The sequence below is a fragment of the Streptomyces sp. NPDC055140 genome (genome assembly GCF_053607285.1).
This window is the reverse complement of the sequence record NZ_JBSGTG010000002.1, coordinates 285,405-310,370: the sequence shown is the minus strand read 5'-3', so window position 1 is coordinate 310,370 and position 24,966 is coordinate 285,405. Positions and strand designations below refer to the sequence as shown.

The following is a 24,966-nucleotide window of genomic DNA, read 5'->3' as shown; positions in this document are numbered from 1 at the left end:
GTCTGCCCGCGCCGCACCGTGGGGACGGGCGCGGCGCGCACCCCCGGGCCGGGCGGGTCCCTCCTTGAGCGGAGGGGGCCCCGCCCGGCCCCTGGGCTTTCTCCCCAGGGGCGCCGACGGGTTCGTTGCGGGTGCTACACGTCCTGCCCGTTGCCGCCGCCCTCGGCGATCGCGGACTTCTTGATGCCCTTGGTGATCTTGTCCATCGACGTCACGTCCGGCGCCTTGTCGTTCACGTCGATGCCGAAGCGGACGACGACGAGCGACTTGGGGTTGGCGGGCGCGGGGAAGACCAGCGACTCGACATAGCCGTCGTCGCCCTTGGCCGTGACGACCTGCCAGCGCACCAGGTAGCCCTTCTGGCCGGCCACGGTGACGGCCTCGGAGGCCAGTTCCTTGTGCGAGGTGATCTTTCCGTAGATCGCGCCGCCGTACGACTCCTGCGCGTTCTTGGAGATGTCCTCCTTGGCCGCGGCCTCCGCGCCCGTCGCCTTGAGCTTCAGCGCCTCGGCCGACGCCGAGAACGCGCCGCCGCGCACACACTGCTGCTTCGTGTCGCCGGGGCATGCGTACGGGCCGGTCGTCACCCCCGCGTTGCCGCCCTTCGTCGTGCCGCCGGTCCAGCCGTCGAGCACGGGCACCGACACCCCGTTGACGAGGTCGGCGGCGAAACCGTCGCCCGAACCCGGCGCCTGTGGAGCGCCGCTCTCCCCGCCGGAACCGCCGGTGCCACCGCTGCCCCCGCTCCCGCTCCCGCCAGGACCGTCACCCGGCGCCTGGGGAAGTCCCGGAGAAGCGGAGGGACTTGACGGCGAGCCGGCCCGGTCGCTCTTCCCGTCGCTGTCACCGGAGGTCAGCGCGTACACCCCGCCGACGATGCCGCCGAGCACCACCACGGCGACACCGGCGGCGATGGCTATCTTGAGGCCGCGTCTCGGCTTCGGCTCCGGGTACGCGGGGTAGCCCGGGTATCCGGGGTGGCCGAACTGTCCCGGCGGCTGTGAGGTCTGCGGATAGCCGTACGCCTGCGGATGCGCGCCGGGGGCCGCCGGCGCGTACGCGGGCGGGCCCGGCGCGGCGCCGCTCTCGGCGGCACGGGTCTGCTCCGTCCACACACTGCCGTCCCACCAGCGTTCGGTGCGGGGGCCTTCGGGCATCTGGCCGGGATCGGGGTACCAGCCGGGGGGAGTCACCTGGGTCATGAGCGCCACAGTATGAGGCGTGCGTGAAAGAGGGATGAGAGGGGGCGGGTCCCGTTCCGGAAGGGCACCTTCCCACTTATGGCGAAGACGTGCGCAGACCCCCACCCACAACCCCCCGGCTGCGGCTACTCTCAACATCTGTACGTCGATTGAGCGACTTCGGGAGGATGCGGGATGACGCAGAGTCGGCCTGACGGAGCCGCCTCGGCCGCCCTGTGGGAGCGGGACAAGGAGATCGAGGTCGTCGAGCGGGCGCTCGGTGAACTCTGCGGGGACGCGGCGTCGTCGGGCAGCCTCGTCGTGTTCAGGGGTGAAGCGGGCATCGGCAAGACCGCCCTCCTCGAAGAGGTGCGCCGCATTGCGGGGGGACGGGCCATGGTCTGGTCGGCCCGCGGCGGCGAGACCGTCACCTCCGTCCCCTTCAACGTCGTACGCCAGTTGCTGCAGCCCGCCCTCCTCGCGCTCTCGCAGGAGGAGGCCCGCGAGTACTTCGGCGACTGGTACGAGATCGCCGGCCCCGCCCTCGGCATAGCCGAACCGGGCGGCCGTCAGGCCGACCCGCAGGGTGTGCGCGACGGACTCGTCGCGGCGGTGTCCCGGCTCGCCCGGCTGCACTGGCCGCTCGTCCTGCTCGTCGACGACGCGCAGTGGGCCGACGAGGAGACCCTCCACTGGCTCGCCGCGTTCGCCGAACGACTCGACGACCTGCCCGTCCTCGTCGTGGTCGCCCACCGCGACGGCGAGGCCACCGCCGCCTCCACCGGCCACCTCGAAGCCGTCGGCGCCGCCGCCCGCCCCCTCACCACCCTGTACGCCCTCACCCCCGACGCCACCGCAGGCCTCACCCGTGCCACCCTCGGCGAGCACGCCGACGCCCCCTTCTGCCGTGAGGTGTGGGCCGTCACCGGCGGCAACCCGTACGAGACCGTAGAGCTCCTCGCCAAGGTCCAGGACAGCGAACTCGAACCCGCGGAGGGCTCGGCCGGCGAACTGCGCGCCCTGAACAAGTCGGCGCGCGGCCGCGGCCTGATCGACCGCCTCGAAGGCCTCGGCACCGACGCGACGCGCTTCGCCTGGGCCGCCGCCATCCTCGGCACCCGGATCGCCCACGACCTCGCGGCGCGCCTCGCCGGAATGACGCCGGGCGAGGCCGGCCGCTGCGCCGTGCGGCTGCGCGCCGCCCGCATCCTCACGGACGTGACGTACGAAGACGGCGCCGTGAGGCTGGAGTTCGTGCACCCGCTGATCGCCAGCGCCGTGTACCGCTCCATCCCGGCGGCCACCCGCACCGCCATGCACGGGCAGGCCGCCTGGGCCGTCACCGCCTCGGGCCACGGCGCCGCGGCAGCCTCCCGGCATCTGCTCCAGGTCCACCCGGACGACGACCCCGAACTCGTCGAGCAGCTGCGCACGGCGGCCGGTGAACACCTCGCGGTCGGCGCCCCGGAGGCCGCGCGCCGCTGTCTGGAGCGCGCGCTCCAGGAGCCCCCGCTGCCCGACGTACGGTCCGAACTGCTCTACGAGCTGGGCTGCGCCACCCTCCTCACCTCGCCCGCCGTCACCATCGGGCATCTGCGCCAGGCGCTCGACACCGAGCCGGGGCTCGACGGCGACGCGCGCGTGGACGCCGTGTGCAGGCTGTCCCAGGCCCTCGTCCACAACAACCAGCTGGAAGAGGCGCTGCGCGAGATCGACTCCGAGGCCGCGCGGCTCGACCCGGGCCCGTCCCGCCTTCGCCTCCAGGCCATGCGCTACATGTGGGAGGGCATCCACGCCGGCGAGGAGGACTCCCCGGGCCGCTCCCGCAGCCTCGCCGCGCTCGCGGGCTCCCTCACCGGCCGGGACAACCCCGAGCGGGTCCTGCTCGTCCTGCGCGCCTTCGACGCGATGACGCGCGGCGAGAACGCGGAGGTGGTGGTCGAACTCTGTGACCGCTCCCTCGTCAACGAACGCCTCGCGCCGGGCCTCGGCTGGACCGACCCCGAGTGGGGCTTCGAACTCCTCGCCATGCTCGGCAGCGCGTATCTCTTCTCCGACCGGCTCGACCGCGCGGAGAGCCTGTTCACGGAGGCCGTACGCGCCTACGAGACCGCCGGCTGGAGCGGCGGCCATCTGGCGCTCGCGCACGCCTTCGTCGGCTACGTCCACCGCAGGCGCGGCCGTCTCACCGACGCCGAGGCCGTCCTGCGCGAGAGCCTGCGCCTGGCCGACCGCGTCGGCCGCGGCCTGCCCATGCACTGGGACGCCGCGTGCATGCTCATCGACACGCTCGTGGCCCGCGGCCGGATCGGCGAGGCCATGGAGATCGCGGACCGCTACTCCTTCGGCCCGCCCTACCCCTCCACGATCGTCCTGCCCGACGCGCACTCCGTCCGCGGCCGCCTGCTGATCGCCGCGGGCCGCACGGAGGAGGGCGTCAACGAGCTGGAGGCGGCGGCCAAGGCGGCCACCGCCCGCGGCGGACACAACACGATCATGGCGCCCTGGGCCTGCGACCTGGCCCGCGCGCTCGCCACCGAGGACCCCGAGCGCGCCAGGGAACTCGCCGCCGACGCCCGGCTCCAGGCCGAGCGCTTCGGTACGGACACGGCGATCGGGGAGGCCCTGCGCTGCGAGGCAGCCCTGGAGACCGGCCAGCGCTCCCTGACCCTGTACGCCAAGTCGGTCACGTACCTCGAAGCGTCACCCTGCGCGTACGAACACGCGGCGGCCCGCGTCGAGTACGGCATCGCGGCCCGCTCGGTCGCGGAACTCACCCGCGGCCTCAACCTGGCCAAGTCGTGCGGCGCCGACGGTCTGGCGGCCCGCGCCCGCGAGGTACTCGACACGGGACGCGGCCTGCGCTGACCGTCGGCGTGTGCGGGGTTCAGCCCGCGGCCGGGTCCTCTCCGCTCTCCTCGGCGAGGACCCGCTGAGCCACCGCGAACGCCGAATTGGCCGCGGGGACACCGCAGTACACCGCGGTCTGCAGCAGTACGGCGCCGATCTCGTCGGGTGTCAGGCCGTTGCGCAGCGCGGCGCGCACATGCATGGCCAGCTCGTCGTAGTGGCCGTGGGCCACCAGCGCGGTCATCGTGATCATGGAGCGTTCGCGGCGCGCCAGCGTCGGGTCGGTCCAGATCTCGCCCCACGCGTAGCGCGAGATGAAGTCCTGGAAGCGGGCCGTGAAGGGGCTCTGCCGGGCCTGGGCGCGGTCGACGTGTGCGTCGCCGAGCACCTGCCTGCGCACCTCCATCCCGCGTTTGACGCCCGCGCCGAGCTGGGCGCGCAGCGCCGTGATCACGGGTTCGGGGCACTGGGCGGGGGCGAGGTGCGAGGCGCCCGCGATCTCGACGAGCGACGAGCCGGGCACCGCGTCGGCGATCTCCCGCAGATGCGCGGGCGGCGTCGCCGGGTCCTCGCGGCCCGCGATCAGCAGCGTGGGAGCCGTGATCAAGGAGAGGTCCTCGCGGATGTCGAACGCGGCGAGCGCGTCGCAACAGGCCGCGTACGCCTCGGAGTCGGCGGTGCGGTGGTCCTCCACGAGGGCCGGCACGGTGAACCCGGGGGTGAACCAGCGCCGGTCGGCGGTCTCGGCGACCGGGCCGAGCCCCTCGCGGCGTACCAGCGCGGCCCGTTCCTCCCAGGGCTTCGAGCCGCCGAAGTGCGCCGACGAGCAGATCACCGCGAGGCTCGTGATCCGGTCCGGGTGGTGGACCGCGAGGTGCAGGCCCACCGCGCCGCCCAGCGACACCCCCGCGTAGGCGAAGCGCTCGATGCCGAGGGAGTCGGCGAGGTCCAGGACGAGCCGGGCCAGATCGGCGACGGTCGCGCCGGGGCCGATCAGCGCGGCCGGGGACCTGCCGTGCCCCGGCAGGTCCCAGCGCACCACCCGGTGGGTGACGGACAGTTCGGGCGCGACCGCGTCCCACAGTGTGGTGGAGGTGCCGAGCGAGGGGCCCAGGAGGAGCGGGGGAGCGGTGGCGGGACCTTCGGCGCGGTGATGCAGCAGCTCGCCGTGCGGGCCGTGGTCGGGGGATGCAGTGCTCAACGTCGCTCCAGAGCGCGGTCGGTGAGGGCTCCGGCGGAGCCGGTGTAATGGATGGGGTCGGTGAGGTCGGTCAGGTCGACGCCCTTGAGGTCGGGCTCGTCGGCCAGGATCCCGGCCAGCGTCCTGCCCTCGGCGCGGGTGCGCCGCGCCGCCTCGGTGAGCAGGGACTTCGCGCGGGCACGCCCGAGAAGGGGCGTGAGCTCGGCGGCCAGGCGCTCCGAGACGATCAACCCATGGGTGACGAAGAGGTGTTCACGCATCACGTCCGCGTGGACCTGAAGCCCTTCGGCGAGCTCGGCCGCGTCGCGTGCCGCGCCGCCCACGAGCCGCAGGAGGTCGCGCAGCGGCTCCCACTCCGCGTGCCAGGCGCCGGCCGGGCGCTCGTCCTCGGCCGCCATCGACGCGTACAGCGTCGCGGCGAGCGCGGGGGCGCGGCGGGCGGCCGCCGCGACGAGCGTGGCTCTCACGGGGTTCGCCTTGTGCGGCATCGCGGAGGAGCCGCCGGCCGCACCCTCGCCCAGCTCGCCGATCTCCGTACGGGACAGCGTGAGCACGTCCGCCGCCGGCTTGCCGAGCGCGCCGGCCGTGAACGCGAGTGCGCCCGCGAGGTCGGCGACCGGGGTGCGCAGGGTGTGCCAGGGCAACGCGGGTGCGACCAGGCCGAGTTCGGCAGCGTATGCCTCGGTCAGCTCCCCGGCGTGCGTGGCACCGAACACGCCGAAGGCCGCCAACGTGCCTGCCGCGCCGCCCAGTTGGACGGGAAGCGAGGCCCGTACGGTGCGCAGCCGGTCGCGAGCGTCGAGCACGAGGGAACGCCAGCCCGCCGCCTTCAGGCCGAACGTCGTCGGCACGGCGTGCTGCGTGAGCGTACGGCCCGGCATGACGGTGTCCCGGTGCGTGGCGGCGAGCCGCCCGAGCGCACTTTCCGTGCGCGCCAGGTCGCCGAGCAGCCCGTCCAGCGTCCGGGCCGCGACCACCATGAGAGCCGTGTCCAGGATGTCCTGGCTGGTGGCGCCCCGGTGGACGTACGGGGCGTGCTCCCCGGCCACCGCGGCCGTCAGGTCGGCGACCAGCGGGATCACCGGGTTGCCCCCGGAGCGGGCGCGCAGCGCGAGGTCACGGGCGTCGAAGCGGCCGTCGTCAGCGGCGGCCCGCGTCACCGCGTCCGCCGCGGCCGCGGGCGCCAGGCCCAGGGCGGCCTGCGCCCGGGTGAGCCCGGCCTCCGCGTCGAGCAGGCCGCGCAGGACCGCCGCGTCCGAGGTGGCCGACTCGGCGGGGGAGCCCGCCCGGCCGGGGGAGAGCAGTCCTGCGTCGGGATCGGCGTCAGGATCGACGTGTGTCACTGGAACTCCAGGAAGACCGTTTCGCCTTCGCCCTGAAGGCGGATGTCGAAACGGTACGTGCGGTGCGCGTCTTCCTGCGGCTCCGCGAGCAGCGTCGCGCGCCGCTCCGCCGGCAGGGCGTCGAGCAGCGGGTCCGCGCCGTCGGCGAGGTAGGCGCGGGTGAACAGGTGGTGCAGGAGCCCGCGCGCGAACACGCACACGCTGACGTACGGCAGTCCCGCGTTGCCCGGCGGCAGTGTGAAGAGCGCGTAGTGCCCGTCGGCGTCCGTGGCGACCCGGCCGAACCCGGTGAAGTCCGTACCGTTGCGGCCGAGATAACCGCCGGTCGTGGTGTCGCGGCGCAGCGAGCCCGGCGCCCCGGCGAGCGAGCCGTCGGGGCCCGCCTGCCAGAACTCCAGAATGGCGTCCGGCACCGGGTCGCCCTGGCCGTCGAACACATGGCCGTGCAGGGCGATCGTGTCGGGGTGCCCCTTGGGCGCGACCTGCTCGCCCTCGGGGAACGGCAGGGCGTAGCCGTAGAACGGGCCGACGGTGTGCGACGGCGTGGGGAGCAGCTTCTCGGGCACGGAGGTCATCGGCCTTCCTCGATCCAGGTGGCGGAGGGACCGTCGAGGACGATGTCCCACTCGTATCCGAGGGAGAACTCGGGCTGCGACAGGTCGTGGTTGTACGCCGCGACCAGACGGTTGCGGGCTGACTCGTCCGTCACCGACCGCAGGATCGGGTCGTACCGGAACAGCGGGTCGTTCGGGAAGTACATCTGCGTCACGAGCCGCTGTGTGAACGCGTCGCCGAACAGGGAGAAGTGGATGTGCGCGGGGCGCCACGCGTTGGTGTGGTTGCGCCACGGGTACGCGCCCGGCTTGACGGTGGTGAAGGAGTACCGTCCCTGATCATCCGTCAGGGTTCGCCCCACACCGGTGAAGTTGGGGTCGAGCGGCGCCGGGTGCTGGTCGCGCAGATGCGCGTACCGGCCCGACGCGTTGGCCTGCCAGATCTCCACGAGCTGGCCGCGCACGGGGTGGCCGTCGCTGTCGAGCAGCCGTCCGGACACGGTGATGCGCTCGCCGAGCGGCTCGCCCGCGTGCTGACGCGTCAGGTCCTGGTCGATGTCGGTGATGTCCGTGGCGCCGAAGACGGGCCCGGACAGCTCGACGGTCTCCGGGTCGCCGCCGTTCACGGCGACGAGCGGCTGCTGCGGGTGGCGCAGCAGCGAGCTGCGGTACGGCGCGTAGTCACGCGCCGGGTGGTGCTGGGCGGGCGCGCCGCCCGCGCGTGTCTTGTCGTACGTGCTCTGGAGGTCCGCGACCTCGACGTCGATGTCCGACTGGGTGAGTGCCATGGTGGGTTCCTGAGTCCTTTAGCGTTCGAGGACGAGGGCGAGGCCCTGTCCGACGCCGATGCAGAGGGTGGCGACGCCGGTGCCGGAACCGGCGGCCTTGAGCTGGTGCGCGACGGATCCGGCGAGCCGTGCGCCGGACGCGCCGAGCGGGTGGCCGATCGCGATGGCGCCGCCGCGCGGGTTGAGGATCGCGGGGTCGAACTCGGGCCACTCGGCGACACAGCCGAGGACCTGAGCGGCGAACGCCTCGTTCAGTTCGAGCGTGCTCAGGTCGCCGAAGCCCTTGCCGGCCCTGGCGAGCGCGCGGTTGACCGCCTCGACGGGGCCGAGCCCGAAGTGGTGCGGGTCGATCGCGGCGACCCCGGAGGCCGTCACCCGGGCCAGCGGCTCGCGGCCGGTGGCCTTCAGGCCCTCCTCGTCGACGAGGAGCAGCGCGGCGGCGCCGTCGTTGAGCGGCGACGCGTTGCCCGCCGTCACCGTCCCGTTCTCGGTGCGGAACGATGGCTTGAGCTTGGCCATGGCTTCCAGCGACGCGCTCTCGCGCACGCACTCGTCGCGTGCGACGACGAGCGGGTCGCCCTTGCGCTGCGGGACGGCCACCGGCACGATCTCGGCGTCGAACACTCCGTTCTTCTGAGCGGCGGAAGCCTTCTGATGACTGCTCAGCGCGTACGCGTCCTGCTGCTCGCGCGTGATCGCGTGCTTGTCGGCGATCAGCTCGGCCGACTCGCCGAGCGGCACCGTCCACCGCGGCTCCATCCGCGGGTTGACCATGCGCCAGCCCAGTGTCGTCGAGTACAGCTCCGCGTTGCCCGCGGGGAACGGCCGGTCGCTCTTGGGCAGTACGTAAGGAGCGCGGGTCATCGACTCGACACCGCCGGCCAGGGCGATGGAGACGTCGCCCAGCGCGATGGCCCGCGCGGCCTGGATGACGGCTTCGAGGCCGGAGGCGCACAGCCGGTTCACGGTGACACCGGGCACGGAGGTGGGCAGCCCGGCGAGGAGCCCCGCCATACGGCCGACGTTGCGGTTCTCCTCGCCCGCGCCGTTCGCGTTGCCGAAGTACACGTCGCCGATCAGCGCCGGGTCCAACTCCGGTGTCCGGGCGAGCAGTTCACGAATGACGTGCGCGCCGAGGTCGTCCGGGCGGACCGAGGCGAGGGAGCCGTTGTACCTGCCGACCGGCGTGCGGACGGCATCGACGACGTAGACGTCCTTCATCGGGCCTCCTCCGGGATGTGGACCTTGGCTGCGGTCCTCGCGGTGACGTCGTCGGCGGTGACGCCGGGGGCCAGCTCGACGAGTTCGAGCCCGTCGGCGGTGACGTCGAGGACGCAGAGGTCGGTGATGACGCGGTTGACGCAGGACTTGCCGGTCAGGGGCAGCGTGCAGTCCTCGACGATCTTGGGCGTGCCGTCCTTGGCGGTGTGGGTCATGGCGACGATGACCGTCCGCGCGCCGTGGACGAGGTCCATGGCCCCGCCGATGCCGGTGATCATCTTGCCGGGGACGGCCCAGTTGGCGAGGTCGCCGCGGGCGGAGACCTGCATGGCGCCGAGCACGGCGACATCGATGTGGCCGCCGCGGATCATGCCGAAGGAGAGCGCCGAGTCGAAGTAGGAGGCGCCGGGCAGGACGGTGACGGTCTCCTTGCCGGCGTTGATGAGGTCGGGGTCGACCTCGTCGTCGGCCGGGTAGGGGCCGACACCCAGGATGCCGTTCTCGGACTCGAGGATCACCTCGACGCCGGGCGGCAGGTGGTTCGGGATGAGGGTCGGCAGGCCGATACCGAGGTTGACGTACTGGCCGTCGCGCAGCTCGCGTGCGGCGCGTGCGGCCATCTCTTCGCGGGTCCAGGCCATCAGCTGCTCACCGTTCCTCGTGCCGGAGGCGCGGAGACGGTGCGCCGTTCGATCTGCTTGTCGGTCGCCTGCCCCGGCGTCAGCGCGACGACGCGCTGGACGAAGATGCCGGGCAGGTGCACGGCGTCGGGGTCGATGTCGCCGGGTTCGACGAGTTCCTCCACCTCGGCGACGGTGATGCGTCCGGCCGTCGCGGCGAGGGGGTTGAAGTTGCGGGTGGACTTGTTGAACACGAGGTTCCCGTGGCGGTCGCCCTTGGCGGCGCGCACTAGGGCGTAGTCGGTGCGGATGCCGTGTTCGAGGACGTAGTCCGTGCCGTCGAAGGTGCGGACCTCCTTGGGCGGGGACGCCAGCGCCACGCCGCCCTGGCCGTCGTAGCGCCAGGGGAGTCCGCCCTCGGCGACCTGGGTGCCGACGCCGGCGGGCGTGTAGAAGGCGGGGATGCCGGCGCCGCCGGCCCGCAGGCGCTCGGCGAGCGTGCCCTGCGGGATCATCTCGACCTCGACCTCGCCGGACAGGTACTGGCGGGCGAACTCCTTGTTGGCGCCGATGTACGACCCGGTGACCCGGGCGATCCGTCCGGCCGCGAGCAGCACGGCCAGGCCCGAGTCCATCGCCCCGCAGTTGTTGGAGACCACGCTCAGGCCCGTGGTGCCGCGCTCGTGGAGCGCGGCGATGAGCACGTTCGGGACGCCGACGAGACCGAACCCGCCGACCGCGAGGGACGCCCCGTCCCCCACATCGGCGACCGCTTCCGCGGCCGTCGCCACCACCTTGTCCATCCGAGCCAGCCTCTCCACATCCGTCAACCGATCTCTCGCCACCCAATTACTCAGCGCACTGAGCATTTATGTGACTGGCGCTTACGGTGCCACCGCATGCCCGGACCGTCAATAGTTCAGAGTAGGGACGGTTGGCGGTGGGGAGTCGACTCGACACGGGCTGCTCTATGGTCGAGTATTGGTCAGTACACACCCGAAAAGCGGGCCATGGATCGGACGTCCTGCACGACGTGGAGGCGGCGCGACTCGGAAGCCCTGCCGACTCAGACCGGAGGTCCGCGATGGCCGCGGTGGATCTGACCACCCACCCGGGGCACCTGGCCCGGCGCCTCCAGCAGGCGCACTACCTGCTGTGGAACACGATGGTCTCCGAGGAGACCACCTCACCGCAGTTCGCCGTCCTGAACGCGCTCGTCGCCGAGCCCGGCCTCGACCAGCGCACCGTGGGCGAGCGCGTCGGCCTCGACCGCTCGACCATCGCCGAGGTCATCAGCCGCCTCGGCCGCCGCGGACTGATCGACAAGGTGCGCGACCCGCAGGACGGCCGCCGCTCCCTGCTGCGTCTCACCGACGAGGGGACGCGCGTCCACCGCAAACTGACCGTGCGCACGGCCCGGATGAACCAGATCTTCCTCGCCCCGTTGTCGGCCGACGAGCAGGCCGTCTTCTTCGACCTGATCCAGCGCGTCTCGGACGCCGCGGAAGGGCTCCGCAACCCGACGGAGCCGCTCGCGAAGGCCTGACGCCGGCGTCCCGGTGCGAGCCGGGGCTCTCACCGCTCGGCGAAGACGACCCACACCTGTCCGGGCGCGAACGTCATGCGCTTGCCGTCGGCCGCCGTCGTGAACTGTGTGCCGTCGGCCGCCGAACGCCGCTCCCACCGCACGTCGTAGGCCCGCCCGTCCCGCAGCACCGTCGCCTTGCCCGCGCCCACGGTGTCGGAGAACGGTGACGTGCTCCCGGACCGGTCGTGGAACCGCGAACCGCGGACATCCACGTACTGGACCACTACGGTCGAAGCGTTCAGCGCCCCGCCGTCCGTGGTGCGCGCCCGGGTGCCGTCCATCGACACCTGCCAACTGTCGCTCTGTGCCGACCAGTTGAAAGTGAAGCGGGCCGCCGGGAAGCGCACCGTGAGGGCGTTCTTCGCCTGCCCGCCCGCCGGAGGCGCCCCGAACGTGACCCCGGCCGCTGCCAGCGCGCCCGCCTTCGGCGTCACGCCCAGCTTGGCGGGGCGGAGGTAGAGGTTGTGCGGCGCCGGCCTGTCGCTGCCGCGGAAGTACGCCGCGGCCGGCGCCTTGCCGGGCGGGAACGCGGTGAGCGGGGCCTCGGCGATCAGCGGCAGGAGCTTCGACTGGGCGCCGGAAAAGGCGAGCGCGGGGCGGTCGAACTGCTGCAGCAGTTCGAGATCGGTCTCACGGGCGCTGCGCACGGGGCCGACCACGGGCGGCAGCCGGGTCGCGTACACGGCCATGAGCCGGCTCAGGCCGCTCTCCACCTGCTCGGCGTAGATGATGTCGGCCCGGCCGATGCCGGTCTGCGGGCGCGCCGGACCCACGTTGTCGATCTTCACCGCGAGGACGGGGCCGCGGGCTCCCTCGCCGGTGGGGCTCGCGGAGTGGCCGTCCGGCGGGTGCCCGTCGCCCACGGTGCATCCGGCGGCCGTGGCGGCCAGGACCACCGCGACGATCACGGCCCGCCGCACCCGCGTCACCCGCATCCGTCGCATTCGCACGTGTGGGTGATACCCGCCCAGGGGCGGATCGATCAGTTCAGGTCGAACATGTTCGAAACAGTGCTCAGCGCTGGGCCGTGAGGTGGTCCGCGATCAGGTCACCGGAGTGCTGGATGTGCGCGTGCATCAGGCGGCGGGCGGCCTCGGCGTCGCCGGCGGCCAGCGCGGCCAGGATGTCCTCGTGCTCGCGCACGGAGTGCGACACCCAGTCGGGCACCGCCGCGAAGAAGCGGCGGGGGGCGTAGGCGCCGGCCGTGCGCATGAACCAGCGCAACTTGGGTGACTGGGCCGCGTGGTTGATGAGCCGGTGGAAGGGGAAACTGGAGTCCTCCACCTCGCTGTGCCGCCCCTCGGCCAGCGCCGTGCGCATCCGCTCCTGCAGCTCGCGCAGCTCCGCGAGCTCCCCGTCCCCGATCCGCTCGGCGGCCCGCGCCGCAAGCTCGCCCGCGAGCTGCGCCTGCACCAGGAACGCGTCCAGCACGTCCTGGCGGGTGAGTGCCAGCACGACGAACCCGCGCCGCGGCTCCTGCTGCACGAACCCCTCGGCCCGCAGCTCCAGCAGCGCCTCGCGCACCGGCGTCACGCTGATGCCCAGTTCGTCGGCGAACCGCTCGGGCCGCAGGAACTCGCCCTCCTTGAGCCCGCCCGACATGATGAGCTCGCGCAGGTGATCGGCCGCTTCCTCGCTGAGCTGGCGCCGCCGGGGCCGCCCCGGGGCCGGACGGGGCTCGGGCACGGCGCTGGTCTCCACGATTTCCCCTCTGCGGCCCGCGGTACGCGGGGGGCCCGCACTGTGCGCGGGCAGTCTCATCACTTTACCGAGCCCTCGGTGGGCCCGGCTGTCCAGGTCCGGCGCCGCCGGTGGCCGCGGCCCCTGCCGTCAGTCCAGGACGAGTAGGGGGGCTCCCGCGTCCACCCCGTCGCCGACGCCGACCAGCAGCTCGGTGACCGTTCCGTCGCAGGGCGCCTCGATACGGTGTTCCATCTTCATCGCCTCCACCATGACGAGCAGATCACCGGCGGCGACCTTCGCGCCCTTCTCGGCGTGCACCGCCACGACGACGCCGGGCAGCGGAGCGGTGAGGCTGCCCGCCGCACGCGAGCGGCCGGCCCGGGGGAAGCGCTCGCACCGGACCAGATCGCACTGGCCCTCCGCGGTGTTCACCCACACCCGGTCCGCCCGCCGGTGCACGCCGAAGCGCCTGCGCAGGCCGTCCACCTCCAGGTCCACGCCCGTCGCGTCGACCCCGTGGACGCGCACCGGCAGCAGGGCCCCGTCCACCTCGGCCCGCACGTCCCCGCGCAGCGAAACGGACGTCTCCCCGTGCGGGCCCGCCCACCGGCCCGGCGCGACCTGGGCCGGCATGTTCCGGAAACCGGCCGTGACCGAGGGGAGCACCGCGTCGCGGGCGTGGCCGGTGTGGCGCTCCCACACGGCGGCGGCGACCGCGCACTCGCGCTGGTACGCCATGTCCGGGCGTGCCGCGGCCAGTTCGGGGGTGCGGTCCAGGAAGCCGGTGTCCACGCCCGATGCGAGCGTCGCGGGGTGGTCGAGGAGGGCGGCGAGCTGGTCGCGGTTGGTGGCCGGGCCGTGCAGCTCGAGCGCGCGCACGGCCCGGCCGAGCCGGGTGACGGCCTCGGTCCGGGTCGGCGCGTGCACGATCAGCTTCGCGATCAGCGAGTCGTACTCGCCGGGTACGAGGGTGTCGTCCTCGACGGCGCTCTCCACCCGCAGGCCGGGCGAGGGCGCCGTACGGAACCGGTGCACCGGGCCGGGGGAGGGCAGGTATCCGGAGGCAGGATCCTCCGCGCACAGCCGCACCTCCACCGCGTGCCCTTCGGGGCGCGCCGGCCAGGGCAGCTCGTCGAGCCGCTCTCCCGCTGCGATCCGCACCTGCAGCCGCACCAGATCGAGGCCCCAGACCTCCTCGGTGACGGGGTGTTCCACCTGGAGACGGGTGTTCATCTCCAGGAAGAAGAAGTCGTCGCCGTCGACCAGGAACTCAACGGTGCCGACACCCTCGTACGACACTGCGTGCGCCAGCGCCACCGACGCCTTCGCCATCCGCTCACGCATGCCCTGTCCGAGCCCGGGGGCGGGCGCCTCCTCCAGGACCTTCTGATTGCGCCGCTGCACCGAGCAGTCGCGGTCGCCGAGCGTGCGCACAGTGCCGTGCGCATCGGCGACCACCTGCACCTCGACATGGCGTGCGCCGCCCAGATACCGCTCCAGGAAGACCGTCCCGTCACCGAAGGCCGCGTCCGCCTCCCGGCGCGCCGAGTCGACCGCCTCGCTCAGCTCCCCGGCGCCCCCGACCAGCCGCATGCCACGCCCGCCGCCACCGGAAGCCGCCTTCACCAGGAGCGGGAACCCCACCCGCGCGGCCGCCTCATCCAGTGCCCGCGGGGATTCTGTGCCGTCGAGTTCGGCGCCCGGCGAGACGGGCACACCGGCCTGCTCCGCGATCCGCCGCGCCTCGGTCTTGACCGCCATGGCCGTCATGGCCGCCGCGGGCGGGCCGACGAAGACCAGCCCTTCACGGGCACACGCCGCGGCGAACCCGGCGTTCTCGGAGAGGAATCCGTAGCCGGGATGGACCGCGTCCGCCCCTGCCCGGCGGGCGGCGGCGAGGACGGCTTCCCCGTTCAGATACGTCTCGGCACCGGTACGGCCCGGCAGGGGTACGGCGACGTCGGCATCCCGGACGAACGCAGCCGCGGTATCCGGCTCCGAGTAGACCGCGACGGTACGCAGCCCCATGGCGCGGGCCGTGCGGATCACCCGGCGGGCGATCTCGCCCCGGTTGGCGACAAGCAGGGTGGAGATCAACGAACCGCTCCTTCGCGGTGAGTGTCCTGACGGTGCATCAATGACGTCGACATCAGTGACGGTGCGCGCCGTACGCCGCGGTGCCGCGCACCTCGGCCGCGTGCGTGGCGGACAGGGCGATGCCCAGGACATCCCGGGTGTGCCGGGGGTCGATGACGCCGTCGTCCCACACATGGCCGGTGGCGTACAGCGCGCTGGACTCGCGCTCGACCTTCGCCTCCAGTGCCGCCCGCCGTTCGGCGTCGGCGGCCTCGTCGAACGGCCGACCCCCGGCCGCCGAGGCGTTGCGGCGGACGATGGAGAGGACCCCGCTCAGCTGCTTCGGCCCCATCACCGCGATTCTGTGGTTGGGCCAGGTGAACAGGAACCGGGGACGGAAGGCCCGCCCCGACATCGCGTAGTTCCCCGCCCCGTAGCTGGCTCCGACCATCAATGTGAGGTGCGGTACGGCCGAGTTGGTGACCGCGTTGATCAGTGCCGCACCGTCCTTGATGATGCCGCCCTGCTCGTAACGGGTGCCGACCATGAAGCCGGTGATGTTCTGGAGGAACAGCAGCGGGGTGTCGGAGCGGTTGCAGGCGTGGATGAACTGGGCGCCCTTCTGCGCCTCTTCGGAGAACAGCACCCCGTTGTTGCCGATGATCCCGACCGGATAGCCGTGCAGAGCGGCCCAGCCCGTCACCAGCTTGGGCCCGTACTCGGGCTTGAACTCGGTGAAACCTGAACCGTCGGTGATACGGGCGATCACCTCACGCACATCCATCGGCGTGCGCAGATCGGCGGGCACGACACCGAGCAGCTCCTCGGCGCTGTGCTTCGGGGGCTCGGGGCTCGGCAGGGGCGTCGGCCCCATGCGCCGGACGCCCAGCTGGCCGACGACCCGGCGGGCCGTGGCGAGGGCGTCCGTCTCGTCGGCCGCGAGGAAGTCGGCGAGCCCGGAGAGCCGGGCGTGCATGGCGGCGCCGCCCAGCTCTTCCTCGTCGGCCTCCTCGCCGGTGGCCATCTTCACCAGCGGCGGCCCGCCCAGATACACCCGGGCGCGGTCCTCCACCAGGATCGTGTAGTCACTCATGCCGGGGACGTACGCGCCGCCCGCGGTGGACGGGCCGAAGACCACGGTGACGCTGGGGATGCCGGCCGCCGACATCCGGGTGAGGCGGGCGAACTGCTCGCCGCCCGGGACGAAGATCTCCGCCTGCCGGTCCAGGTCCGCGCCGCCGGACTCGGTGAGGTTGACCACCGGCAGCCGGTTGGACTCCGCGATGTCCAGTGCCCGCAGCATCCGCAGCATCGAGGAAGGGTTACGCGAACCGCCGCGCACCGTCGGGTCGTTGGCGAGGATCACGCACTGCACCCCGCTCACCGTGCCGATGCCGGTGACGAATCCCGAGCCCACCGGATCGGAGGTGCCCCAGCCCGCGAGAGGCGACAGCTCCAGGAAGGGCGAGTGCTCGTCGAGCAGCAGATCGATCCGTTCGCGCACCGGGAGCTTGCCGCGCTCCCGGTGCCGCGCGGTGTACTTCTCGCCGCCGCCGGCCAGCGCGACGGTCTGCTCGACGGCGATCGCGTCGAGCAGCGTGCTCATGTGCGCGCGGCTCGCCCGGTACGGCCCGGATGCGGTGTCCAGGGCGCTGGGCAGCACCGGGTGGGGGGCCTGGTTCATGCGTGGAACCCTTCCGCACGGGCCAGTACCTGCAGCATGATCTCCTCCGCGCCGCCGCCGATGGACCGCAGCCGGGCGTCACGGAAGTAGCGGGCGGTCCAGGTCTCCTCCATGTAGCCGACCCCGCCGTGGAACTGCATGCAGACGTCGGCCGTCCTGCGGGCGAGCTTGCCGGACGTGAGTTTGGCGATGGTGGCGTAGCGGCTGGTGTCCTCGCCCCGCAGGTACGCCTCCGCGCACGCGTAGTTGTAGTGGCGCAAGAGGTCCAGCTCGGCGGCCAGTTCGGCGAGCTTGAACTGGATCCACTGGTTCTCGATCAGCGGCTTGCCGAAGGTGGTGCGCTGCTTGAGGTAGTCCCGGGTGCGCTCCAGGGCGTGGCCGACCGAACCCACGGTCATATAGGCCGCGATCATCCGCTCGTGCTGGAACTGCTGCATCTGCTGCTGGAAGCCCCGGCCGACCTCACCGATGGTGTTCGACACCGGCACCCGGACGTCCTCGAAGACGAGCTCGGCGGTGTCCGACGAGCGGTTGCCGAGCTTGTCGAGCTTCCGCGAGACCGTGACGCCGGGGGTGTCCGTCGGCACGACGATCTGGGACATTCCCCGGTAGCCGCCCTCGCCCGAGGTGCGGGCCAGCAGGCACAGCCAGTCGGCCTGCACACCGTTGGTGATGTACAGCTTCGAGCCGTTGATCACCCAGTCGTCGCCGACGCGCTCGGCGCGGGTGCGCACGCGGGCCACGTCCGATCCCGTGTCCGGCTCGGTGATCGCGATGGAGGTGACGTACTCGCCGGCTATCGCGGGCGCCAGGTACTTCTCCTTGAGCTCGTGCGTGCCGAACCGGGCGAGCGCGGGAGTGGCCATGTTGGTCTGCACGCTGATGCCCATCGGCACACCGTTGCCGTTGATCCGGCCCAGTTCCTCACCGGCGATCACGGTGAAGGTGTGGTCGGCGCCCTCGCCGCCGTACGCCGGGTCGTACTCGAGACCGAGAAGACCGATCTTGGCGAGCTTGGGGAACAGCTCGTGGGCCGGGAACATCCCGGCGGCCTCCCACTCGTCCATGTGCGGCTGTATCTCGGCCTCGACGAAGTCGCGGACGGTGCGGCGGAAGGCGTGGTGTTCATCCGTGAACTGCATGGTGGTGCCTCTCGGGAAGGTACGTCAGGCCAGCAGGGCGGTGGGGATGTCGGCGAGGCGGGCGCGCAGTTGCTCGCCCAGGCTCTTGGCCTGCGGGTCGTGCCGGGTGTTGGCGGCGACACCGCGGCCCAGCAGTCCGTGGATCACGAAGTTGACGGCGAGCAGATTGGGCAGCCGGTACCGCTCGACGCGCAACGGGGCGGTTTCGGGCAGGAGTTCCTGCAGCCGCGCGGTGGTGAGGTGGTGGTCGAGCCACGCGTACGCATGCGAACTCCGCGCCCACAGGCCGAGGTTGGCGTTGCCGCCCTTGTCTCCGGAGCGGGCGCCGATGAGGGTGCCGAGGGGGAGCCGGACGGTGTGCTCACCGGCGAACGGGTTCGGCCCTTCGGGGTCGGGGGCCGGCAGCGGCGGGAGGCCGGCCGGTGCGTCGGGCGCACGGTGCGCGGCCGGGATCGCGGTGACGACACCGTCCAGCTCCACCTGATGGGTGAGGAGCCGGGCGGGGACGGAGGCCGGCCAGTAGATGCCGTACGAGCTCGCGCCGGACGGCCGGGTGACGGTGTGATAGCCGGGGAACGTGGCGAGCGCCGTCTCCACCACGGCGGCCGAGAAGGCCCGCCCCACCTTCTCCTTGTCCGGGTCGAGCACGGTGATCCGCAGCAGTGAGGGGGCGTGCTCGCCGGGGTCTCCGGGCAGCAGGTCGACCTCGGCGCGCTCGAAGGACGCGCGGCCGCCCGGGATGCGGGCCCACACCGCCTCCTCGGCGAGTTTCGCCTTGGCCGGGACGTCGAGACCGGCGATCGAGACGGTCATCGTGTTGCGGTAGCCGCCGTCGGCGTTCACGGCGACCTTGAGCCGCTCGGGGGCGGGTGTGCCGAGGCAGCCCTCGATCCGCACCCGGTCCTGGCTCTCCTGGATCAGCCGCAGGGTGTCGAAGCGGGCGCCGGCGTCCGGGTTGAGATAGTGCGGCGAGCCGATCTCGTACAGGAGCTGGGCAGTGACCGTGCCCACCGAGACCAGGCCGCCTGTACCGGGATGCTTGGTGATCACCGAACTGCCGTCCGCGTGGAGCTCGGTGAGCGGGAAGCCGCAGTTCGCGAGGTCGGGGACCTCCTGGAAGAAGGAGTAGTTGCCGCCGGTCGCCTGGCAGCCGCACTCGATGACGTGGCCCGCGGCCACCGCCCCGGCCAGCGCGTCAAGATCCTCGGCGCGCCCCGGGTCCCAGCCGAAGCGCCACATGCCGGGGCCCACCACTAGGGCGGCGTCCGTGACCCGGCCGGTGACCACCACATCGGCGCCGGAGTGCAGCGCGGCGGCGATCCCGGAGCCGCCCAGATAGGCGTTGGTGGTGATCGGCGGGCGGCCCAGGGCGGCGAGCGGCTCACCGGTGTCGATATTGGTCAACGGTTCGTCCGTGGCGGCCAGTTCACCGAGGCGCCCCGTGAGGTCGTCACCGGTGACGGTGGCGACGCGCAGCGGGATGCCGAGGCGGTCCGCGAGCGCGCGGACCGCCTCGGCCGCGCCCTGGGGGTTGAGCCCGCCGGCGTTGCTGACGATCCGGATGCCCCGCTCGGCGCAGGTGCCCAGCACCTCCTCCAGCTGCTGCACGAACGTGCGGGCGAAGCCGCCGCCGGGCCTGCGCAGGCGGTCCTTGTGCAGTACCAGCATGGTGAGTTCGGCCAGCCAGTCGCCGGTCAGTACGTCGATCGGGCCGCCCTCGACCATCTCGCGGGCGGCCGAGAGCCGGTCCCCGTAGAACCCGCTGCAGTTGGCGATGCGCAGGGGAGAGGGGTCGGACGGGGTCACATGGGCCTCCTGAGTAGCCGGGAAACTGCGCAACTGCCCTGTGCGTACGGGGGCGCAGAGGGCTTCCGCCCGCCTGCCGATCTATGTACCGTACAACTAATAGAATATTTTCTACATCCCCTGCGGGGCAATGCCCGTGCAGGAATGGCCGAGAGGGAGTGGACTCACTGATCACTTATGACGTCGGCGCCGACGGAGTCGCCACGGTGACCCTCGACTCCCCGCACAACCGCAACGCCCTCTCCCGGGCCCTGCTCGCACAGCTCCACGCGGCGCTCGCGGACGCGTGTGCCGATGCGCGGGTGCGCGCGATCGTGCTCACGGCGGCCGGCCCGGTCTTCTGCTCCGGCGCGGACCTCAAGGAGCGCGACCGGGACAGTCCGTCCACGCAAGGCGTCGGACTCGCCGATGTCCTGGGGCAGTTGACCGGATGCCCCAAACCCGTCGTCGCCCGCGTGGCGGGACGCGCCCGGGCCGGCGGACTCGGGCTGATCGCCGCCTGCGACCTCGCGGTCGCGGCCGACAGCGCCGACTTCGCGTTCAGCGAGGTCCGGATCGGCGTCGTGCCCGCCGTGATCAGCGCGGTGTGCCTGCCCCTGATGGACCGCCGCAACGCCCAGGAACTCCTGCTGACCGGGGCGGTCTTCGACGCGGCACGGGCCGCCCGCTGCGGACTGCTCACCGCTTCGGTACCGGACGAAGCGCTCGACGCGACGGTCACCTCCTTCACGGAGCAGCTCGTACGGGGCGGCCCCGCCGCCCTCGCCGGGACGAAGGCGCTCCTCGACGGACCCGCCGCGCACACCACCGCCGACGGCCGCGCCGCACTCATGGCGGAGTTGCAGGAGCTCTCCCGTACCTACTTCGCCTCCGCCGAGGCGAAGGAGGGGATCGCCGCCTTCCGCGAGCGGCGCTCCCCGGTCTGGCCCGCTACCACCACTGACCGGAGCTGAGAATGCAAGAGAAGTCGAAGGCCGCTTTCGACCAGCTGTTCTTCCCGCGCCGTATCGGGATCCTGGGGATGTCGAGCCGCCCCGCCACCTGGGGCCGGCTGACGGTCGAGCGCCTGCGGGCGGGCGGCTTCGACGGCGAGATCATCGCCGTCGGCCCCCGCTCGGAGGTAGAGATTCCGTCCGTCGCCGACTTCGGTGAACTCGACGCTCCACTGGACTTGTTGGTGGTCGCCGTACCGCCGAAGGCCGCCGTGGACGGTGTCGCACGTGCACGGGCCGCAGGCACCGGCGCGGTGATCGTCCTGTCGGCGGGGTTCGCGGAGACAGGACCCGAAGGGATCGAGCTCCAGGAGCAGCTCCGGGCCGCGGCCGGCGACATGCCGCTGGTCGGGCCCAACTGCGTGGGCCTGGTGAGCCGCCCGGGTTCCCTGCACGCCTCGCCCACGCACTACTTCGACCGCCCGGCCCCCGCACCGGGCCCGGTGGCGATCGTCACGCAGAGCGGCGGGATGGGCATCGTCCTCGCTGAACTCCTCGAGCAGCGCGGGGTCTCGTACAGCTACTACGTCAGCGCGGGCAACGAGGCCTGCGACGACGTCTCCAGTCTGGGCCGCTACCTCCTGGGCCGTCCCGACGTCCGGGTGCTGTGCCTGTACCTGGAAGCGGTGCGCGACCCGGCGGCCCTGGCCCAACTCGGCCGCGCCGCACGGGCGATGGGCAAGCAGGTCGTCGTGCTGAAGACGGGCGTGAGTGAGGCGGGCAAGCGGGCGGCGTTCTCGCACACCGCCGCCGTCGCGGGCGACGCGCTGCTCTTCGCCGCCCTGTGCCGGCAGGCCGGGATCCTGGTCGCGGAGGACGACGAGGACTTCGCGGAGACGGTGCTGGCCTGCGCGCAGGGCGAGGAGATACGCACGCGAAGCGCCGGGCGCACGGTCGTGGTGACCATGTCGGGCGGCGGCGGGGCGCTCCTCGCCGACCGTCTCAGCGTGGGCGGTGCCGATGTCTTCGAGCTGCCCGGCCACCTGTCCGAGCGGATCGGGGCCCTGGGCTTCCCGGGTCTCGCCGGTGCGGGGAACCCGGTGGACGTGGGTGCCCAGTGGAAGGACAGCGTGGAGGAGTTCACGGCACTGCTGCACCTGCTCGACAAGGAGGCGGACGCCGACCTGATCGTCGTCTACTTCGCCATCGCGGACTCGGCGGTGGATTCGGTGCGGCTCCTGGCCGACGAGATGACGCGACTGCGGACACCGGCCCGCATGGTGTGGGCGGCGGCTCCGCCCGGCGCGGCCGACGGCCTGCTGCCGGGAACGGTCTGGCCCAGCGTCGCCGCACTCACCCGGCACCTCGCCGCGGCCGGGACCGGACCCGTCCCCGAGGCGGCGCCCGCCGCCGGGGACGCGCCCGCCGCCGTGTCGGACGCGGGCGCCCTGCTGCGCGCGGGCGCCGTGGCCGGCGTGGTCACCGAGGCCGCCGGGCACCCGGCCCTGAGCCTGCTGGGCGTGCCGTACGCGCTGACGGCGGTCTGCTCGGACCCGGCGGACGATCTGGTGCTCCCGGATGCGCCGGACGGCCGCTATGTCGTCAAGGTGGACAGCCCCGACGCGGTGCACCGGGCGAAGCTCGGGCTGGTGCGCATCGGCGTACCGGCTGCCGACGTGCCGGACGTCGTCAGGGAACTGGCGGCGCTCGCAGAGCGGCAGGGCGTACGCACCGCGCGCCGTCTGGTGGTGCAGCCACTGGTCCCGCACAGCGGTCTGGTCGCCGTGGGCGCGGTGCGCGACGAGCTGTACGGACCTGCCCTGCTGGTCGGCGCAGGCGGTGACCGGGCCGAGGCCGCGGACGCGGCGCGCACGGCCGTACTGCTGCCGGCTGCCAGGGACGTACTGCGCGCGGCCGCCGCCCGGGTGGCGCACGAGGTCGGCCCGGTCGACGAGGAGGCGCTGACGAACGTGCTCGTCACCGTCGCGGAACTGGTCCTGCACACCCCGGACCTGCGCGAGCTGGACATCAATCCCCTGCTGGTGACGGACGGCGGCGCCCCGGTCGCCGTGGACTGCCTGGTCGGCCTGGCCTGACGGCACCCGGCGGCGCCTCGCGTACAGCCCTCAGCGCAGGACATCCGCCAGGTCGTACCGGACCGGCTCGTCCAGCTGTGCGTACGTGCAGCTCTCGGGCGTCCGGTCCGGGCGCCAGCGGCGGAAGCGGGCCGTGTGACGGAAGCGCGCGCCGTTCTCCATGTGCTCGTACGCCACCTCGGCGACGAGCCGCGGTTCGAGCGGCACCCACGAGAGGTCCTTCTTGCCGGTCCAGCGGCTCGTCGCCCCGGGCAGCCGGGCCTTCTCGTGCGCCGACTCCTCGGTCCACGCGGCCCACGGATGGTCCTGCGCCGACTCCAGCCGCAGCGGCTCCAGCTCCGCGATCAGTTCCGTACGCCGCTTCATCGTGAACGCCGCGCACACGCCCACGTGCTGGAGAACGCCCTCGTCGTCGTACAGGCCGAGCAGCAGGGAGCCGACCACCGGGCCGCTCTTGTGGAAGCGGTAGCCGGCCACGACGCAGTCCGCGGTGCGCTCGTGCTTGATCTTGAACATCAGGCGTTCGTTCTCGCGGTAGCGCAGGTCGAAGGGCTTGGCGATCACCCCGTCGAGGCCCGCGCCCTCGTACTGCTCGAACCACGTCTGCGCCAGCTCGGCGTCGGTCGTCGACGGGGCCAGGTGGACGGGAGGCGTCGCGCCCGACAGCGCCTCGGCCAGGCGGGCCCGGCGGTCCACCATGGGCGTGTCCATCAGTGACTCGTCGCCAAGGGCCAGTACGTCGAACGCCACGAACGACGCCGGGGTCCGCTCCGCAAGCGTCTTGACCCGGGACGCGGCCGGGTGGATGCGTTCGGTGAGCGCGTCGAAGTCGAGCCGGCCGTCCCGGGCGATCACGATCTCGCCGTCGAGGACACAGCGCTCGGGCAGCCGGTCGAGGAGGGCGGCGACCAGCTCGGGGAAGTAGCGGGTCAGGGGCTTGCCCGTGCGGCTGCCGATCTCCAGGCCGGCGCCGTCCCGGAACACGATCGCGCGGAAGCCGTCCCACTTCGCCTCGTAACTCATCCCCGGCGGGATGTTCGCGACGGACTTGGCGAGCATCGGCTTCACGGGCGGCATCACCGGCAGATCCATGACCATGAGCCGATTCTGACGCGATGCGCCCTCACCCGCCCGGTATGCGCAAGTCGGCCGATGCGCCTAGCGTGGCCCGCATGGGCAAGTCGAACGGCGCGGCGGTGGAGCTGGAGGCGGGGGAGCGGACGGTACGCCTGTCCAGCCCCGACCGGGTCATGTTCCCGGAGCCCGGCTACACCAAGCTCGACCTCGCCCGCTACTTCCTCTCCGTCGGCGACGGCATCGTGCGCGCCCTGCGCGACCGCCCCACCACCCTCCAGCGCTACCCCGAGGGCCTGGACGGCGAGTCCTTCTACCAGAAGCGCGCCGCCAAGAACATGCCCGACTGGATCCCCGCCGGCACCATCACCTTCCCCAGCGGGCGCCACGCGGACGAGATGTGTCCCACCGAGATCGCCGCCGTCATCTGGGCGGCCCAGTACGGCACCCTCACCTTCCACCCCTGGCCCGTCCGGCGCGCGCACCCCGACCACCCCGACGAGCTGCGCATCGACCTCGACCCGCAGCCCGGGACCGACTACACCGATGCCGTCCGCGCCGCCCACGAGCTGCGCTCCGTCCTCCATGACTTCGGCGGCCTGCGCGGCTGGCCCAAGACGTCCGGCGGCCGCGGCATCCACGTCTTCGTGCCGATCGCCCCGCACTGGACGTTCGTCGAGGTGCGCCGCGCGGCCATCGCCTGCGGCCGCGAGCTGGAGCGCCGTATGCCCGACCGCGTCACCACGGCCTGGTGGAAGGAGGAGCGCGGCGAGCGCATCTTCGTCGACTTCAACCAGACCGCACGCGACCGCACCATCGCCTCCGCCTACTCGGTACGGCCCTGGCCGAGCGCCCCCGTCTCCGCGCCGCTGCGCTGGGACGAGGTCGACGACGCGCGCCCGGCAGACTTCGACATCGGCTCCATGCCGGCCCGCTACGCCGAACTCGGTGACGTCCACGAGGACATGGACGAGCACGCCTTCCGGCTCGACGCGCTCCTCGAACTCGCCGACGAGGACGAACGGGACCGCGGCCTGGGCGACATGCCGTACCCGCCCGAGTACCCGAAGATGCCGGGCGAGCCCAAGCGGGTACAGCCGAGCCGGGCCAGACACGAGGACTGACCC

The 24,966-nt window shown here is 72.7% G+C and carries 20 protein-coding genes; 5 read left to right on the top strand and 15 right to left on the bottom strand.

Going from position 1 to position 24,966, the window contains the following annotated elements; genetic code table 11:
* Nucleotides 1-134 precede the first annotated feature (134 nt).
* A complete protein-coding gene (locus ACWFR4_RS05255; RefSeq protein WP_453468766.1) occupies nucleotides 135-1,202 on the bottom strand; it encodes a DUF2510 domain-containing protein in 1,068 nt (355 codons plus the stop codon).
* A gap of 174 nt (nucleotides 1,203-1,376) precedes the next feature.
* On the opposite strand from ACWFR4_RS05255, the gene ACWFR4_RS05250 reads away from it, so the two are divergent.
* Complete coding sequence (locus tag ACWFR4_RS05250) at nucleotides 1,377-4,049, top strand: ATP-binding protein (protein WP_453650916.1); 2,673 nt, start codon at nucleotides 1,377-1,379, stop codon at nucleotides 4,047-4,049.
* Nucleotides 4,050-4,068: 19 nt separating this feature from the next.
* Here the strand turns inward: ACWFR4_RS05250 and pcaDC are convergent, their stop codons facing one another.
* Genes pcaDC through ACWFR4_RS05215 form a run of 7 tightly spaced genes read right to left on the bottom strand, consistent with a single transcriptional unit; the run spans nucleotide 4,069 to nucleotide 10,561 of the window.
* Nucleotides 4,069-5,232, bottom strand: coding sequence for a bifunctional 3-oxoadipate enol-lactonase/4-carboxymuconolactone decarboxylase PcaDC (gene pcaDC, locus ACWFR4_RS05245; RefSeq protein WP_453650914.1), 1,164 nt, complete (start codon nucleotides 5,230-5,232; stop codon nucleotides 4,069-4,071).
* Nucleotides 5,229-6,575 (bottom strand): 3-carboxy-cis,cis-muconate cycloisomerase, encoded by a 1,347-nt coding sequence (gene pcaB, locus ACWFR4_RS05240; RefSeq protein ID WP_453650912.1) that lies wholly within the window; start codon nucleotides 6,573-6,575, stop codon nucleotides 5,229-5,231. Before pcaB ends, pcaDC begins: the two co-directional genes overlap by 4 nt.
* Complete coding sequence (gene pcaG / locus ACWFR4_RS05235) at nucleotides 6,572-7,150, bottom strand: protocatechuate 3,4-dioxygenase subunit alpha (protein WP_453467121.1); 579 nt, start codon at nucleotides 7,148-7,150, stop codon at nucleotides 6,572-6,574. The genes pcaB and pcaG overlap by 4 nt, the downstream gene beginning before the upstream one ends.
* The gene (pcaH, locus tag ACWFR4_RS05230; protein ID WP_453467119.1) at nucleotides 7,147-7,917 is read right to left on the bottom strand and encodes a protocatechuate 3,4-dioxygenase subunit beta; all 771 of its coding nucleotides are present in this window, start codon (nucleotides 7,915-7,917) and stop codon (nucleotides 7,147-7,149) included. Before pcaH ends, pcaG begins: the two co-directional genes overlap by 4 nt.
* An 18-nt stretch (nucleotides 7,918-7,935) precedes the next feature.
* A complete protein-coding gene (locus tag ACWFR4_RS05225) occupies nucleotides 7,936-9,138 on the bottom strand; it encodes a thiolase family protein (protein ID WP_453467117.1) in 1,203 nt (400 codons plus the stop codon).
* Nucleotides 9,135-9,779 (bottom strand): CoA transferase subunit B, encoded by a 645-nt coding sequence (locus ACWFR4_RS05220; RefSeq protein ID WP_453467115.1) that lies wholly within the window; start codon nucleotides 9,777-9,779, stop codon nucleotides 9,135-9,137. The genes ACWFR4_RS05225 and ACWFR4_RS05220 overlap by 4 nt, the downstream gene beginning before the upstream one ends.
* Nucleotides 9,779-10,561: a CoA transferase subunit A gene (locus ACWFR4_RS05215; protein WP_453467113.1), complete on the bottom strand. Its 783-nt coding sequence runs from the start codon at nucleotides 10,559-10,561 to the stop codon at nucleotides 9,779-9,781. Before ACWFR4_RS05215 ends, ACWFR4_RS05220 begins: the two co-directional genes overlap by 1 nt.
* 281 nt (nucleotides 10,562-10,842) lie before the next feature.
* Here ACWFR4_RS05215 and ACWFR4_RS05210 point away from each other — a divergent pair, with 281 nt between their 5' ends.
* A complete protein-coding gene (locus ACWFR4_RS05210; protein ID WP_453467111.1) occupies nucleotides 10,843-11,304 on the top strand; it encodes a MarR family winged helix-turn-helix transcriptional regulator in 462 nt (153 codons plus the stop codon).
* 29 nt (nucleotides 11,305-11,333) lie between these two features.
* Here the strand turns inward: ACWFR4_RS05210 and ACWFR4_RS05205 are convergent, their stop codons facing one another.
* The 6 genes from ACWFR4_RS05205 to ACWFR4_RS05180 all read right to left on the bottom strand — a co-directional run bounded on the left by ACWFR4_RS05205 (nucleotide 11,334) and on the right by ACWFR4_RS05180 (nucleotide 19,737).
* Entirely contained in the window at nucleotides 11,334-12,290 is a 957-nt protein-coding gene (locus tag ACWFR4_RS05205) for a DUF3048 domain-containing protein (protein ID WP_453651406.1), read from the bottom strand.
* Between the two features lie 70 nt (nucleotides 12,291-12,360).
* Nucleotides 12,361-13,047 (bottom strand): GntR family transcriptional regulator, encoded by a 687-nt coding sequence (locus ACWFR4_RS05200; RefSeq protein ID WP_453467109.1) that lies wholly within the window; start codon nucleotides 13,045-13,047, stop codon nucleotides 12,361-12,363.
* 129 nt (nucleotides 13,048-13,176) lie between these two features.
* On the bottom strand, nucleotides 13,177-15,126 hold the full coding sequence (locus ACWFR4_RS05195; RefSeq protein WP_453650910.1) for an ATP-binding protein: 1,950 nt from the start codon (nucleotides 15,124-15,126) through the stop codon (nucleotides 13,177-13,179).
* Nucleotides 15,127-15,178: 52 nt separating this feature from the next.
* Entirely contained in the window at nucleotides 15,179-16,789 is a 1,611-nt protein-coding gene (locus ACWFR4_RS05190) for an acyl-CoA carboxylase subunit beta (RefSeq protein ID WP_453467106.1), read from the bottom strand.
* Nucleotides 16,786-17,931 carry an acyl-CoA dehydrogenase family protein gene (locus ACWFR4_RS05185; RefSeq protein ID WP_453650908.1) on the bottom strand — a complete coding sequence of 382 codons (1,146 nt, stop codon included), beginning with the start codon at nucleotides 17,929-17,931 and terminating at the stop codon, nucleotides 16,786-16,788. Before ACWFR4_RS05185 ends, ACWFR4_RS05190 begins: the two co-directional genes overlap by 4 nt.
* A gap of 24 nt (nucleotides 17,932-17,955) precedes the next feature.
* On the bottom strand, nucleotides 17,956-19,737 hold the full coding sequence (locus ACWFR4_RS05180; RefSeq protein WP_453650906.1) for an acyclic terpene utilization AtuA family protein: 1,782 nt from the start codon (nucleotides 19,735-19,737) through the stop codon (nucleotides 17,956-17,958).
* Between the two features lie 158 nt (nucleotides 19,738-19,895).
* Here ACWFR4_RS05180 and ACWFR4_RS05175 point away from each other — a divergent pair, with 158 nt between their 5' ends.
* Entirely contained in the window at nucleotides 19,896-20,690 is a 795-nt protein-coding gene (locus ACWFR4_RS05175) for an enoyl-CoA hydratase-related protein (protein ID WP_453650904.1), read from the top strand.
* Between the two features lie 2 nt (nucleotides 20,691-20,692).
* Nucleotides 20,693-22,765: an acetate--CoA ligase family protein gene (locus tag ACWFR4_RS05170; protein WP_453650902.1), complete on the top strand. Its 2,073-nt coding sequence runs from the start codon at nucleotides 20,693-20,695 to the stop codon at nucleotides 22,763-22,765.
* A 30-nt stretch (nucleotides 22,766-22,795) separates the two neighbouring features.
* Here ACWFR4_RS05170 and ACWFR4_RS05165 read toward each other — a convergent pair whose 3' ends face one another.
* The gene (locus ACWFR4_RS05165; protein WP_453463060.1) at nucleotides 22,796-23,857 is read right to left on the bottom strand and encodes an ATP-dependent DNA ligase; all 1,062 of its coding nucleotides are present in this window, start codon (nucleotides 23,855-23,857) and stop codon (nucleotides 22,796-22,798) included.
* Between the two features lie 80 nt (nucleotides 23,858-23,937).
* On the opposite strand from ACWFR4_RS05165, the gene ligD reads away from it, so the two are divergent.
* On the top strand, nucleotides 23,938-24,963 hold the full coding sequence (gene ligD / locus ACWFR4_RS05160) for a non-homologous end-joining DNA ligase (protein ID WP_453650900.1): 1,026 nt from the start codon (nucleotides 23,938-23,940) through the stop codon (nucleotides 24,961-24,963).
* The last annotated feature ends 3 nt before the right edge of the window (nucleotides 24,964-24,966 follow it).